Source organism: Empedobacter sp. UBA5924 (assembly GCF_002431085.1).
GTDB classification, from domain to species: Bacteria; Bacteroidota; Bacteroidia; order Flavobacteriales; family Weeksellaceae; genus Empedobacter; species Empedobacter falsenii_B.
The window spans coordinates 37,717-51,776 of the sequence record NZ_DJDM01000038.1 but is presented as its reverse complement, the minus strand read 5'-3'; the positions used below and the strand labels follow the sequence as shown (position 1 = coordinate 51,776).

The window sequence follows — 14,060 nt, the reverse complement described above, 5'->3', positions numbered from 1 at the left end:
GATATAGAAATGAAAAAGACACTCATTCTTTTGCCACTTTTTGCGGCAAGTATTGCGTTTTCTCAAGAAAAGAGAGTGATTACAGGTTCGGTTCAAGACGAAAAATCGTTGGTTGGAATTGCTGGTGCGTCTGTTAAAATTGAAGCTCAATCAATTTCGACAAAAACAGATCAAAAAGGAATTATAGAAAGTGTAACGGTTGGTACTGTTACAGATGAAGATGGTTTCTTTTCATTAGAAGTACCTGCAGGTACAAAATCTGTATTAATTAGTTATTTAGGTTACGATTCTAAATTAGTTGAACTTTCTACAGATTTATCAACATATCATGTAAGCTTAAAATCAACTTTAGGTGAAGTTCTTCCAGAAAATAATGATTTAAAAGAAGTTGTTGTTACAGGTTATCAAAAAATTGAAAAACGGAAACTAACATCGGCAGTATCAACTGTAAAAATGGATGATATTCAACAAGCTGGTGTTGCTAGTGTTGATCAATTGTTAAGCGGACAAATTGCTGGTGTAGCTGTTTCTACAGAAACTGGTTCGCCTGGTTCACCAAGTAAAATTAGAATTCGTGGTACGGCTTCTCTTTCTGGTCCACAAGATCCGTTATGGGTGATTGATGGTTTACCATTAGAAGGAAATGATGTGCCAAACTTTAACGATAAAGATAACATCGATCAATTGCAAAACTTTTCTATCGCTGGATTAAATCCAAACGATATCGAAGATATTACAATCCTTAAAGATGCTGCTGCAACAGCTATTTATGGTGCAAGAGCTGCAAATGGTGTAATTTCGATTACAACAAAACGCGGTAAAAAAGGCGCTATGACGGTTAATTTTTCTGCGAATACATTTGTAACAGCTCGTCCAGATTTTGGTCGTTTAAATTTACTAAATGCTTCTCAGAAAGTTGATCTTGAATTAATGCTTGCTAGTCGCGATGATTTAACGTATCGTACTGATAAAGGCGAAGTAATGCGAATTTTGCAAAAGAATGGTCAATTAAATGCTTTACGAAATGGAGGTTTTAATTCTTTAGATCTTATCACGCAAAATCAAATTAATTCTTTACGAAATAACACAACCGATTGGGGAAAATTATTGTATCGTAATGCAATTAATACACAATACGGTTTGAGTATTTCAGGAGGAAATGATCGTTCTGATTATTACTTCTCATTAGGATATTATGATGAGCAAGGAACAACGATCGGAACAGGTTTTGAACGTTATAATCTTACTTTAAAAAACAATTATAAACTTAACGATAAATTAGATGTAGGGATTTCTATTTTTGCAACTTCAAGTGATAAAAAATCTTTTGTAACAGATGCAGATGCGTCTATCAATCCGATTAATTATTCACGAAATGCGAATCCATATTTATCTCCATTCAATGCAGATGGTTCTTATCGTTATGACAACGATATTGATGGATTTGAAGATCGTTCTGTTCCATTCAATTTTATCGAAGAAAGAGAAAACACAAATTATACATTAAAAAACCGTTCGTTAAAAGGTATTATTGATCTTAATTATCAATTAGCAAAAGGTTTAAAATTAACATCTCAATTCGGAATTCAGTACGATAGTAACAAAACAGAAAAATACGCTGAGCAAGAAACTTATTTTACGCGTAAAATGAAAGAAGGAACGCGTTATTATAAATCTGGACAATATTTGTATTTCTTACCTGACGGAGGAGTTAAACAAAATTGGGATAACGAATTTTTTCAATATAACTGGAAGTTACAAGGAACATATAGTACTACGATTAACAATCGTCACGAAATTGATTTGATGGCTGGGACAGAAATTCGTCATACACAAAACGAAACGACTTTAACACGTGCTTTTGGTTACAATAAAACGACGAAAACAGGAACGCCAATCGTTTTCCCAAATTCAAGTTTTGCAGCAGAAAAACGTTACGAAACGTATAGAGAAATGCCAACGGAAGAAAATGCTTATGTATCTACATTTGCAACCGCTTCGTATACATTAGACAGAAAATATACAGTTTTTGGTAGTGTTCGTTATGATGGTACAAATTTATTCGGTGTTAATAAAAAATATAAATACTTACCAATTTGGGCAGTTTCTGCTTCTTGGTTAGTTTCAAAAGAATCGTTTATGGAGAACATCGATTTTATTTCGAATCTTCGTTTACGCGCTTCTTATGGTTTACAAGGAAATATTGATCGTAATACTTCACCTTTCTTTATTGGTGAATATAATGATGCAACAATTTTACCAGGTAATAAAGAAGATATTATCAATGCGATTAATTTACCAAATGATTTGTTGCGTTGGGAAAAAACAACGAATACAAATGTTGGGTTAGATTTAGGTCTTTTCAAAAATCGTATCAACCTTGCTGTTGATGTTTACAATCGTAAAGGAACAGATATGATTAGTATGCGCGAAACACCATTAGAAACAGGTTTTGAATATACAATGGTGAATTGGGGAGAATTAACAAACAAAGGTTTCGAGATTGCTTTAACAACTCGCAACATTGATAAGAAAAACTTTAAATGGTCGACAACAATTAATTTTGCGCACAACAAAAGTAAAGTTCTTAAAGAGCAACAACGTGAAAATAGTTTAATTCCATCTCGTGAAGGTTTACCTGTAAATGCAATTTTTGCTTTAAAAACAGCTGGATTTGACGAATACGGAAATCCAATGTTTTGGAAAGGAGATGAAAAAGTTTCTGCAAAAGAATTCTTTGCTTTATATGACTTATACGAAGATTTTTTACCAGGAGAAATTGTGGATTCTAAATTAACAAGCGAAGAAAAACGTAAATTATTTACTTATATCGGAGATCGCGATCCTAAATTTACAGGAGGTATTATCAATAATTTCAAAATTCACAATTTTGATTTAACGATTTCTGCAGCATTCAATTTAAAACAAACGGTGATGAAAACACCTTCTTATCGTGGAATGGAATTGGATCCAGGTCGTAATTATACGCAAGATATTTTCGAGGCAGGTTCTACACTTCCAGGAATTACAAGTCCAATTAAAGGAGATAACGATAGTTGGATGGCGAACAAATGGTTTGCAGGAAACAATGCAAACGCGTACAATTTATTAGACATTTGGGCGAAAGAAATTAGTTATATGCGAATCAGTAGTATTCGTCTTGGTTATACTTTACCAAACAAATATGTTGAGGTTGTCGGTTTCAAAAGCGCTCGTTTTAGCTTAGAAGGACGTAATTTATTTGTATTTAGTAATGGATACAAAGGTTATTTTGATCCAGAAACTTACGGAAATATTTATGCACAACCAATTGCTAAATCTGTAACAGTAGGACTTAATGTTTCTTTCTAAATTTTAAATCAAATGAAAAAAATATTTTTATTATTAAGCATAGTTGCAGTTAGCTTTACAGCAGTTAGTTGTGACAATTACTTGGATATTGAACCAGATGGAAAAGTGATTCCAAAAACGGTAGAAGATTACCGTATGGTTTTAACGAATTCTTATTCAAAATATCCAACACACAAGTCGTTGACAGCTTTACGTACGGATGAGGTTACATTGAATGAATACTCAAATGACTTTATTTCGTACCGAGAAATTGCACAATGGAAGGATACAAATCCAGATCAAATATCAATTCAATTTCCTTGGGTTAGTTTTTATACGGTGATTTTTTATGCCAATCAAATCATCAACGAAGGACCAAAAACAATGGAAAACTCTGCTGAAAAAGATCAATTATTAGCAGAAGCTTATGCGTTACGTGCGTATGCGTATTTTGATTTGGTGAATTTATACGGAAAACCATATAATTCAGCAACAGCAAGTACAGACAAAGGTGTTCCTCTAAATTTAAAAGTAGATTTAGAAGCAACGCTTAAACCATCATCTGTTCAAGAAGTTTATAATCATATTGAGTCTGATTTATTGCAAGCGACAAAGTTGATGAAAATGAATCAGCAATTAGCTGGATTAAATTATAGATTCTCGAATGCAGCTTTAAAAGCTTTAGAAGCAAGAATCGCTTTGTATAAAAATGAATGGCAAAAAGCAATTGATTTTTCTGATTCTACATTAAAAATCAAAGGTGATTTAGTGAATCTGAACACAACAAAACAAGTTCCAAATCATTATACATCTGCCGAATCTATTTTAGCTTTAGACAATACATTGAATCCTGCAATTCAGTATATGTCATATGCTTCACCAGAACTGTTAAGTAGTTATGATACAGAAAATGATCTACGTTTTCCGCTTTATTTTGAGAAAAGTGGATCAAAATATAAAGTTATCAAAGGTGGAAATTCAGAGTTCAAAACGTCTTTCCGCGTAGCTGAATTATATTTTATCAAAGCTGAATCATATTTGAAATTAAATAAGTTAGATCAAGCAAAAGCAACTTTATTTTCAGTTTTACAAAATCGTTATACAGCAACTGGTTTTGCAAAATTACAAACAGAAATTTCTGCGATGAATTCTACTGAATTGATGAAGTTTATTTTAGATGAACGTTTTAGAGAATTTGCGTTAGAAGGACAACGTTGGTACGATTTACGTCGAGCAAATCAAAAACAAATTATACATCAAATTTCAGGTAAAGAGTATATTTTACAAGAAAATGATGTTCGTTATACAATAGAAATTCCACAAGCAGCTAAGCTCAATAATCCTCATTTATAACATTTTTAGACCGTCTTTATTCATCATTTAGACGGTTTTTTTATACTTTTGCATTCATGAAAATTGCAATTGTAGAGGACGAATTATTGGCGGTTACTTATCTAAAAAATCTGTTAGAGGAGCAATCGATTGTTGATATTTCTTCAATTACAATTTTGCGCTCAACAAAGCAAGCAACGGAGTTTTTTAGAGATAATTCGGTTGATTTAATCTTCATGGATATTCATTTGGGTGATGGGAAAAGTTTCGAGATTTTTCAGGAAGTTGAGATTCTAACGCCAATTATTTTTATCACTGCTTATGATGAATATGCGATGAAAGTTTTCAAGCATTTTACGATAGATTATATTCTGAAACCCTTTGAAGTAGAGGAGTTGCATATTGCATTGCAAAAATTCAAGACTATTCGAACTAGTTTTGATATTTCACCAACATTACAATCGATAGCTGTTTTAGAAAATTCACCGTCCGAGATTATGCATCGTTTTTTGGTAACGAATGGTAACAAATTACGTTCGGTAGAAGAACACGAAATTGCTTATTTTTTTGCTTCGGGAAAACATCTTTTTATAAAAACGAAAGATGAACAAACCTATATTTATGATGATACAATAAAGGATATTATAAATAAATTGGATGAAACTATTTTCTTCAAAATCAATCGAAAATTTATTGTTCACATTGATGCAATTACTGAAATAATAAGACATTCAAGTCAAAAAATTGAAATTCATCTTCAACCAAAATCAGAAGCTGAACAAGCTATTTTTATCAGCAAAACACAGATTAATGCTTGGATGGATTGGATGAATAGATAAAAAAAATCTCACATTTGTGAGATTTTAAAATATTAGTTTATAAATTTTCTAACATCAAGATAATTTCACTTTCGATGCGTTGCATCATTTCAGGCAAAATTTCGATTTGATGTTTTACATTTTCGATGGTATTGTACGTCAATTCTCCCGTGTTCAAATTCAAATTATATTCAATTTGTCCTTCCCACGAATTACTCGATTCGTAAAATGAAACCATTTCAAAAGGTAATCTTGGCAAAATTTCGCCAAAATGTTCTTCTAATTTGATTCGATTTTCTTGATTAATTGTTAGTTTTTCCATGATTTAATAATCATTGCATTAGCAGAAGTTTCGTAGAAAATAATTGCTAAAAGTTGTAAAAATTCAGCATGATTTAGCTTTCCAGCAACTACTTCTTCAATATCTGCTTCGTAATATTCTTCAATTGTTTTGGTCATCAAGGCCTTAAAATTCTCCAACGGAATATTTTGATCTTTCAATTCATTTAATAAATAATTATTCGAAGCTAAAAAATCTGGACGAGTTCCAAAAATAGGAGATTTACGAATGTTTAATGCATTATGGAAAGTTTGCGAAATCAAAATACCACGCTCCAATTCTTCGAATTCCCAACCTTTACGAACTTTTCTCGGATTATTTTCATAAAAAATATGGTTGTGAAAAGCGTGAACATGTTTCGCAATATCCGTGTTGGTATGTAAATAAAGAAACTGCAAAATCGAACTAAACAAATGATTTGCGTTCAAATTCGCTGGATAATATGTGTACAATAATGGATAATGAAACAATGTTGTGTACAAAGGCGAAAAACTATCAATGATGTTCAAATTCAATACATTTATTCCTTCAAAATCTACTTTCTGATTCGTTTGATAATAATTAATTCCAGCCAAATAAATATCCTCATAACTCAATTCAAACTGATTAAGATACGCTCCAATTTGTTTGAAAAATGATGTATTTAAGTTATGATTTGTAACTAATTTATATTGTTTATTTTCAAATTCTTTAATAAAATCTAACTTAAACTCTGACTTTAAATTATCATTGATAACTTTATCAAAATCAAATGATTTATTTCTAATTACATTGACATAAATTTCGTTGTATGTATAAATAATTTGCTTTATTGGTTCTGTATCCAAAGCTTCAAACGGATTGATGTCAGCATTTGGCGTAGCATACAACGTAAACAAACGACGAAATTCTTGTTGAATCTTTTCTTCTTCCGCAAACATATTCATCAATTGATTGGTGTTCGCAGCAATAATACTTTCACCTAAAAAAAATAAAATACCAGCTTTCAAATCTTCATCAAAACCACATCTTTCAAGGGTTTGATCAAAATAAGTTTTGAATGGATTTTCAGGATTTTGGCTCATATCGAATAATTTTTTTTATCATTTAAAAAGTAAAAGTATTGATTTTTTGAAGATTTAAAACGAAAAAACCTCTGCAAAACAGAGGTTTTTAAAATTTATTTTAGTGAATTTGTTTAACTTGTTAAAATTCAACCATTGAAGGATTCAATCCAGAAAAACCATCAGCTGGCATTTCATCTATCGCTTTTACATCTTCTACACTTAATTTAAAATTATTTGAAGTTAAATTCGCTTCAATATTTTTTTCTGAAGAGGAGCGAGGAAGTGGTAAAATTTCTTTCGCCAAACAATAATTAATACAAATCTGACCAACTGAAACATTGTATTTATCAGCCAAAGAAACAATTAATTCGTTCTCCAAAATTCTTCCCGAACCTAGTGGACTCCATGCTTCAACTAACAAATCGTTTTGTCTACAAAAATCGACTAATTCTGGTTGCGAATGTCCTGGATGAATCTCAATTTGATTAACCATTGGTTTGATTTCAGCCGTTTCAAATAAAGCTTCTAAATGATTGATATTGAAATTACTTACACCAATCGCTTTTGCTTTTCCAGATTTGTAAATTTCCTCAAAAGCTCGCCAAGTTCCAGCATTCAATTCTGCCCAATTATCAGGAAATTGCGTTTCATTTGCTGGCCAATGAATCAAATATAAATCCAAATAATCTGTCTGTAAATCCGTTAATGTTTGCTGAAATGCAGCCATTGCTTTTTCGTATCCACGCTCAGAATTCCAACATTTAGATGTAATGAATAATTTGCTACGATCTACATTTTCAGCTTTCAAAACTGTTCCAATTTCTTTTTCATTTTTGTAGATTGCTGCCGTGTCAATATGTGTATATCCTTTTGTTAATGCTATTTTTAGAGGTTCTATAACTTTTTCACCTTCTAATAACCATGTTCCAAATCCAATTGCAGGAATTTCGATCCCGTTTGATAGTTTAAAGTTTTCCATTTTTTCAATATTTATATATTCAAATTTATCTCAAAACAACCAATTTCAATAATTAGTAGACGTTAATTCTTATGTTAAAACTCATTTATAGAAATCTTAAATTTAATTGTTTGTTAATAAAATAGTTCTATATTTATTCTCGAAAAGTGATAGGAAAAAATATTAAAAATGACACAATTTACAGGTACGATTGAGGATTTTATGAATACACATGAAGAATTTATTAATACTTTGATTCTTAGAAAAATTAATCAACAAGTTGTATTAGATAAGAAAGATGCAGAAGATATTCAGCAAAATGAATTTATTCAACAAAAATTAGATGATTTAAAAGAACATATGACTGATTTGTTCGAAAATGAATTTGGTGATTGGGAAATTACAATGGATTTAGAATCTTTTGAACAAGAATTTGATAAACATTTTCAGATTTCGAAGCAAGAATTAGAAGATAATGTGCTGTTGAAGTAGGTGATTATGGAAGAAAAACAGATTTTACATGTTGATTTCGCAACTTTGAGACAATCGTATATAGAAGTCAAAAATTTTCTAGAAAAAACAACAAAAGAAAAAGTTGAAAATGTTGATGTTCTGATTGAGAAAGATTTATTTTTATCAGGATTAGATAATGAATCACTTTTGATAGCGTTTATAGAAAAATATGATATTGATTTTTCTAAATTTGATTATTCAAAACATTTTTTGTCAGAAGGAGAATTAGCGAATGGATTCCAAGTTGTCTTAAATATAGTTTTTCTTCCGTTATATTTTCTATTTTGGTTGATAAAAGAATTTACTTTTGATTTGATTGACTTAAATAAATATTTGATTAAGATTGTGAAATTATTTTCAACTAATCAAAGAGAAACTCGTGATATGAGTTTTGGAGATTTGTTAACTTCTTATGTCAACAAGAAATATACGTTAAGAAACACTACAAAATTCGTTTTGCATAATCCTAAACTCTCATAAAATCTTCTTCCAACAAGTCTTCTAAAGGACTTTGCATCAAAGATTGTGGTAAATTTCGGAAAGCAAAATTTCGTATATTCATCAAAAATTTATTGTCGACTTGAGCAACTTTTCCAGCCAAACGAGAAGTATCGATAATATAATGTGTTCGTTTCAAACGACGTAAATTATAATGTTCAAAAGCTAACAAAATATCAGTATCTTTTTTGATTAGTTCATCATACAAAACACAAACATCTTCAACAGCCATGCATGCGCCTTGCCCCATGTTTGGTGTGGTTGCATGTGCTGCATCTCCAATTAACAATACACGATTAAATGCATAATTATTAATCGGTTTTATATCCATAATTGGCGTAGCAATGATGCTTTCTGGATTCGTTTTTTGTAAAGTATTTCTGATTTGTCCCGAATAATCTTTGAACTGATTTTTAATATCACTTAAAGCGTAGTTGTAAACTTCAGAATTTAGTTTTGTATTGACACAAGCATACCAATAAATTTGATGATTGATTAATGGCGTCAAACCAAATCGACCATTTGGTCCCCATGTTTCGATGCTCTTTTTTGAATTGTAAGATTTATCCTCTACAATAGCACGCCAACAAATATAGCCTGCATAACGAGGTGTTGAATGTTTTAACAATTGTTGACGAATTGTAGAATTTATCCCATCAGCACCAATTAAATAATCACCTTCTGTAGAAGTTCCATCTTCAAAATGAAGGACAACTTTCTCAAAACTTTGTTCAAAGAATTTTATTTTTTTTGACGTTTTAATTTTATTCGAATCAATTTTCGAGACTAAATAATGATGTAAATCTGCACGATGAATGGCAAAATTTTCGTTGTTGTAATTTTTTCTTAATCGTTCTGTGTCCGCTTTCAGAATTGTTTTTTCTTTCCAATCTTGAATTTCAAAATCTTCTAACATATGCCCCAAAGGCGCAACCTCTTCTGCTAAACCTAGAATTTCAAATGCTTTCATTGCATTAGAAGCCAAACCAAAACCAGCCCCAATTCCTCGAACTTCTGGAGAAGCCTCGAAAATTTCGTAGTTATAATTTAAATCTTGCAAAGCTTTTGCTAAAGTTAAACCCGCAATTCCTGCACCCGCAATTAAGAATTTTTTACTCATTGATAAAAATAAAGTTCAAAATTAATCATTCTACTATAAACCAAAAAGAAAAGCGAATCAATTTGATTCGCTTTTTAGAAGTTATTTTGTCGAAAATTATTGTTCGTTAAAATATTTGTAGAAATATGGAATAGTTTCGATTCCTTTGTAGAAATTGAATAAACCATAATGTTCGTTTGGAGAGTGGATAACGTCAGAGTTTAATCCGAATCCCATTAAAACAGATTTTGTTCCTAATTCTTCTTCGAATAAAGCAACAATTGGAATAGATCCACCAGCTCTTTCGGCTAACGCTTCTTTTTCAAAAGTTTCAGCTAACGCTTTTTTAGCAGCGATAAAACCTGGGTGATTAGTTGGTAAAATATAAGGTTTACCTCCATGATGTGGTTTTACTTTAACTTCTACAGAAGAAGGCGCTAAAGTTGGGAAATAATCTGCAAATTGTTTTGTTACAACTTCTGGATCTTGTCCAGGAACCAAACGCATTGAAATTTTAGCATACGCATGAGAAGGAATAACTGTTTTAGCACCTTCGCCAATATATCCTCCCCAAATTCCGTTTACATCTAAAGTAGGACGAATAGAAGCTCTTTCGATTGTAGAAAAACCTTCTTCTCCTTGGATATCAGCAATACCAATAGATTTCTTGTATTCTTCTACATCAAATGGAATTTTAGCTAAATCAGCTCTTTCGTCTTCTGTTAATTCAAGAATTGGTTCATAGAAACCTGGAATTGTAATGTGACCTTTTTCATTGATTAATTTTCCAATCATTGTTGCTAAAACATTAATCGGATTAGGAACAGCTCCACCATAAACACCAGAGTGCATATCGCGATTAGCTCCTTTTACCTCAACTTCTACATAAGATAAACCACGTAAACCAACAGAAATAGAAGGTTGTTCGTTTGAAATCATAGAAGTATCAGAAATCAAAATCACATCATTTTTTAATTTCTCTTTATTGTTTTTAACGAAATTTACTAATGAAGGAGAACCAACTTCTTCTTCACCTTCGATCATAAATTTAACGTTACAAGGTAATTCGTTTGATTTGTTTAAAGCCTCAAAAGCTTTAACGTGCATAAACATTTGACCTTTATCATCAGCAGAACCACGAGCAAAAATTGCTCCGTCAGGATGAATTTCTGTCTTTTTGATTACTGGCTCGTATGGTCCAGATTCCCATAATTCTAAAGGATCAGCTGGTTGTACATCGTAATGTCCGTAAACTAAAACAGTAGGTTTTGAAGCGTCAACTATTTTTTCTCCGTAAACAACAGGAAAACCTTCTGTTTCGCATACTTCAACATTATCAGCACCTGCTTCTTTTAAATATTTTGCAACCATCTCGGCAGCATCATTTACGTCTTGTGTGTAGGCTGGATCAGCACTAACTGAAGGAATTTTAAGTAATTCGATTAATTCATCAAGAAAACGTTGTTTATTCTCTTGTATAAATTGTTGCGTATTGTTCATTTTTGTTTGTTATGAATAATAGGTAAATTTAAAAATAAAATCTTGATTAGACTTTCTTTTTCAAGAAAAATATAATGCGAAAACCTTTGTATCTTTGCAAAAAATTAGAGAATGATATTATATAATACAACTTTTATTGTTGAACAAGAAGTGCATGATGATTGGTTTGCGTGGATTCAGAAAGAGCATATTAATGATTATTTGAAATCAAATTGTTTTATCGGTGCTCGTTTAGGAAAAATAACTTCTCATATAGAACCTGGGGCGGTTTCTTATTCTTTGCAATTATTTGTGAATGATGAATTGACTTTAGATAAATTCAAGAATAATTTTTTATCAGAAATTAAACAAAAAAGTTTGCAAAAATACGCGACTAAAGTACTAAGTTTCGAAAGTGAAATGGAACATATAGGGGATTATAATTAAACAAAAGCTCGAGAAAATTCTCGAGCTTTTTTTATATTCTTTTTTGAAAAATAACTTCAATATTCAATTCAATCCATTGTTTGGTGCTAAAATCATAATATGACTTTGTAATATTTGTAGATAGACGATTGTAGTCTATAATTTTTAAATTTTCAATAGAAACATTTTTTTTATTTTCCTTGTTACCAGTATAGTTGCTTTCTGTATAACTACTATCTTTTATAACCATTACTTTATCCGATAATGTTGTAGATGTTACAAATCCATATTTTACAAAATCTGCATAACCGCTTGGTATACTTGGATAATCATAATTTATTAATGTTAGAGGAAAATTAAAGGAGATTAATTTTACTTTAGGTCTAACTTCTAAAAAGTTCTCTTGTTTATTAAGAATTTCAATTTCATCCAACAAATTAGTTGATGTTTTTTTATCATTGTTTAAATCAACTGGGATATTAGCTTTATAGGACACAATATTATAAGTCTCAACTACATCTTCTTCCGAAAAACCATCATCATCTTTACATCCAAAATTAATAAGAATTATACTAGATGCAAGTAGTAGTTTAAAGTAATTTGTAATCATATCATTATGAATTTTAGTAAATATAATAATTTCATTGATTTGTATAGTTATCAATTTTTGATTTATGTTTTTTTGACTTTAGTTGAATTATTTCAGAATTGGTTTCGATTTAGATAAAAATACCTATTACGATATTTTACTTCCGAAAAATTATAATTCAAACAAAGCGTTTGTTATTAAAATGGGCAAATCACCTGATAAAACAGAAAAATTGATGGACGCAAAAATGTAGTTCCAAAATAGAATAAAAAAATGCAGTAGTTTTTCTACTGCATTTTTTGTTTATGTTTAACCTTCGAAGCTTCTTACAGCGTCTAATGTTTTATTAATTTCAGCATCTTTAATTGCATCAGAAATAAACCAAGTTTCGTATCCAGAAGGAGCAATGTAAACTTCGTTCGTTAATAAATGATGGAAAAATTTGTTGAATCTTTCGTGGTTACATTTGGTCACATCTGTAAAGTTTTTAATTTCCGTTTGCTCTGTAAAGAAAACAGACATCATCGACCCTAAACGATTGATATGATTTGGAATTCCTTTTTCTGCAAAGATTTTAGAAATTTCAACATCTAAAGTTTCTGTAGCGTTATCAATTCTATTGAATAATGCTCTATCATTATTGATAATATTCAATGTTGTGATACCAGCACGCATAGCAATTGGATTTCCTGATAATGTTCCCGCTTGATAAACAGGGCCAAGAGGAGCAAGGTGATTCATGATTTCGCGACGAGCAGCAAAAGCACCAACAGGGAAACCTCCGCCAATTACTTTACCAAATGTTACAATATCTGCATTGATGTTTAAACGTTCTTGAGAACCTCCCATCGCTTGACGGAAACCTGTCATTACTTCATCAAAAATTAATAAAGCTCCATTTTCATCACAAATTTGTCTTAATCCTTCTAAGAAACCTTTTTCTGGAACAATACATCCCATGTTTCCTGCAATTGGCTCAACAATAATAGCTGCAATTTCGTCTTTATTTTGTTCGAATAAAGCTTTTACATCTTCCAAATTATTGTATTCTGCCAACAACGTATCTTTTGCAGTTCCTTGTGTTACACCCGGAGAATTTGGATTTCCGAAAGTTGCAGCACCAGAACCAGCTTTAATCAAAAATGAATCTGAATGTCCATGGTAACAACCTTCAAACTTTACAATTTTATCACGATTTGTATAACCTCTTGCCAAACGAATTGACGACATACAAGCTTCTGTACCTGAGTTCACCATACGAACCATATCGATGTTTGGAACTACAGAAGTAATTAATTTTGCAATTTCAGTTTCCAATTCAGTTGGTGTACCAAAAGAAAAACCATTTTTCATCTGCTCAACAGTCGCATTCAAAACACGCGGATCTGTGTGTCCAATAATCATTGGTCCCCAAGAATTGATGTAATCTACGTAAGCACGTCCATCTTCATCATAAATATAAGCACCTTCGGCTTTTTTGATAAAAATTGGCGTTCCTCCAACAGATTTAAATGCACGAACAGGAGAATTTACACCTCCTGGAATATATTCTTGCGCGTCTTTGAATAATGCGCTACTTCTTTGATACAACATAATTTTACAAAAATAGTTGCACAAATTTACTGAATCTTA

General features: G+C 31.1%; 13 protein-coding genes. 6 read left to right on the top strand and 7 right to left on the bottom strand.

All coding sequences use genetic code 11. The annotated features are described in order from the left end of the window. The first annotated feature begins 9 nt into the window (after window positions 1-9). From B3792_RS11045 to B3792_RS11035, 3 genes are read left to right on the top strand one after another with little or no spacing between them, the layout of a single operon-like run. Complete coding sequence (locus B3792_RS11045) at window positions 10-3,351, top strand: SusC/RagA family TonB-linked outer membrane protein (protein ID WP_286494865.1); 3,342 nt, start codon at window positions 10-12, stop codon at window positions 3,349-3,351. A gap of 12 nt (window positions 3,352-3,363) precedes the next feature. Then, window positions 3,364-4,683, top strand: coding sequence for a RagB/SusD family nutrient uptake outer membrane protein (locus B3792_RS11040; protein ID WP_221856182.1), 1,320 nt, complete (start codon window positions 3,364-3,366; stop codon window positions 4,681-4,683). A 56-nt stretch (window positions 4,684-4,739) separates the two neighbouring features. Beyond that, the gene (locus tag B3792_RS11035; RefSeq protein ID WP_221856184.1) at window positions 4,740-5,501 is read left to right on the top strand and encodes a LytR/AlgR family response regulator transcription factor; all 762 of its coding nucleotides are present in this window, start codon (window positions 4,740-4,742) and stop codon (window positions 5,499-5,501) included. Window positions 5,502-5,538: 37 nt separating this feature from the next. On the opposite strand, the gene B3792_RS11030 is transcribed toward B3792_RS11035, so the two are convergent. The 3 genes from B3792_RS11030 to B3792_RS11020 all read right to left on the bottom strand — a co-directional run bounded on the left by B3792_RS11030 (window position 5,539) and on the right by B3792_RS11020 (window position 7,845). Continuing rightward, window positions 5,539-5,802: a hypothetical protein gene (locus B3792_RS11030; RefSeq protein WP_125349508.1), complete on the bottom strand. Its 264-nt coding sequence runs from the start codon at window positions 5,800-5,802 to the stop codon at window positions 5,539-5,541. Continuing rightward, window positions 5,790-6,884 carry a hypothetical protein gene (locus B3792_RS11025; protein ID WP_291069588.1) on the bottom strand — a complete coding sequence of 365 codons (1,095 nt, stop codon included), beginning with the start codon at window positions 6,882-6,884 and terminating at the stop codon, window positions 5,790-5,792. Before B3792_RS11025 ends, B3792_RS11030 begins: the two co-directional genes overlap by 13 nt. A 121-nt stretch (window positions 6,885-7,005) precedes the next feature. Further along, window positions 7,006-7,845, bottom strand: coding sequence for an aldo/keto reductase (locus B3792_RS11020; RefSeq protein WP_280050924.1), 840 nt, complete (start codon window positions 7,843-7,845; stop codon window positions 7,006-7,008). Window positions 7,846-8,013: 168 nt separating this feature from the next. Here B3792_RS11020 and B3792_RS11015 point away from each other — a divergent pair, with 168 nt between their 5' ends. Both B3792_RS11015 and B3792_RS11010 read left to right on the top strand, forming a co-directional pair. Continuing rightward, the gene (locus tag B3792_RS11015) at window positions 8,014-8,316 is read left to right on the top strand and encodes a hypothetical protein (RefSeq protein ID WP_291069585.1); all 303 of its coding nucleotides are present in this window, start codon (window positions 8,014-8,016) and stop codon (window positions 8,314-8,316) included. A 6-nt stretch (window positions 8,317-8,322) separates the two neighbouring features. Further along, on the top strand, window positions 8,323-8,817 hold the full coding sequence (locus B3792_RS11010) for a hypothetical protein (protein WP_286494861.1): 495 nt from the start codon (window positions 8,323-8,325) through the stop codon (window positions 8,815-8,817). On the opposite strand, the gene B3792_RS11005 is transcribed toward B3792_RS11010, so the two are convergent. Together B3792_RS11005 and B3792_RS11000 are read right to left on the bottom strand one after the other, a co-directional pair. After that, the gene (locus tag B3792_RS11005; RefSeq protein ID WP_286494860.1) at window positions 8,804-9,955 is read right to left on the bottom strand and encodes an FAD-dependent monooxygenase; all 1,152 of its coding nucleotides are present in this window, start codon (window positions 9,953-9,955) and stop codon (window positions 8,804-8,806) included. The genes B3792_RS11010 and B3792_RS11005 overlap by 14 nt on opposite strands. A 96-nt stretch (window positions 9,956-10,051) precedes the next feature. Continuing rightward, window positions 10,052-11,434: a dipeptidase gene (locus tag B3792_RS11000; protein WP_038334410.1), complete on the bottom strand. Its 1,383-nt coding sequence runs from the start codon at window positions 11,432-11,434 to the stop codon at window positions 10,052-10,054. A gap of 111 nt (window positions 11,435-11,545) precedes the next feature. Between B3792_RS11000 and B3792_RS10995 the strand changes: the two genes are divergently transcribed. Continuing rightward, window positions 11,546-11,860, top strand: a complete 315-nt coding sequence (locus B3792_RS10995) for a DUF4286 family protein (protein WP_284583689.1) — start codon at window positions 11,546-11,548, stop codon at window positions 11,858-11,860. Between the two features lie 31 nt (window positions 11,861-11,891). On the opposite strand, the gene B3792_RS10990 is transcribed toward B3792_RS10995, so the two are convergent. Both B3792_RS10990 and hemL read right to left on the bottom strand, forming a co-directional pair. Further along, a complete protein-coding gene (locus B3792_RS10990) occupies window positions 11,892-12,449 on the bottom strand; it encodes a hypothetical protein (RefSeq protein WP_291048342.1) in 558 nt (185 codons plus the stop codon). Between the two features lie 288 nt (window positions 12,450-12,737). Beyond that, a complete protein-coding gene (gene hemL, locus B3792_RS10985; protein WP_125349521.1) occupies window positions 12,738-14,021 on the bottom strand; it encodes a glutamate-1-semialdehyde 2,1-aminomutase in 1,284 nt (427 codons plus the stop codon). Window positions 14,022-14,060 lie beyond the last annotated feature (39 nt).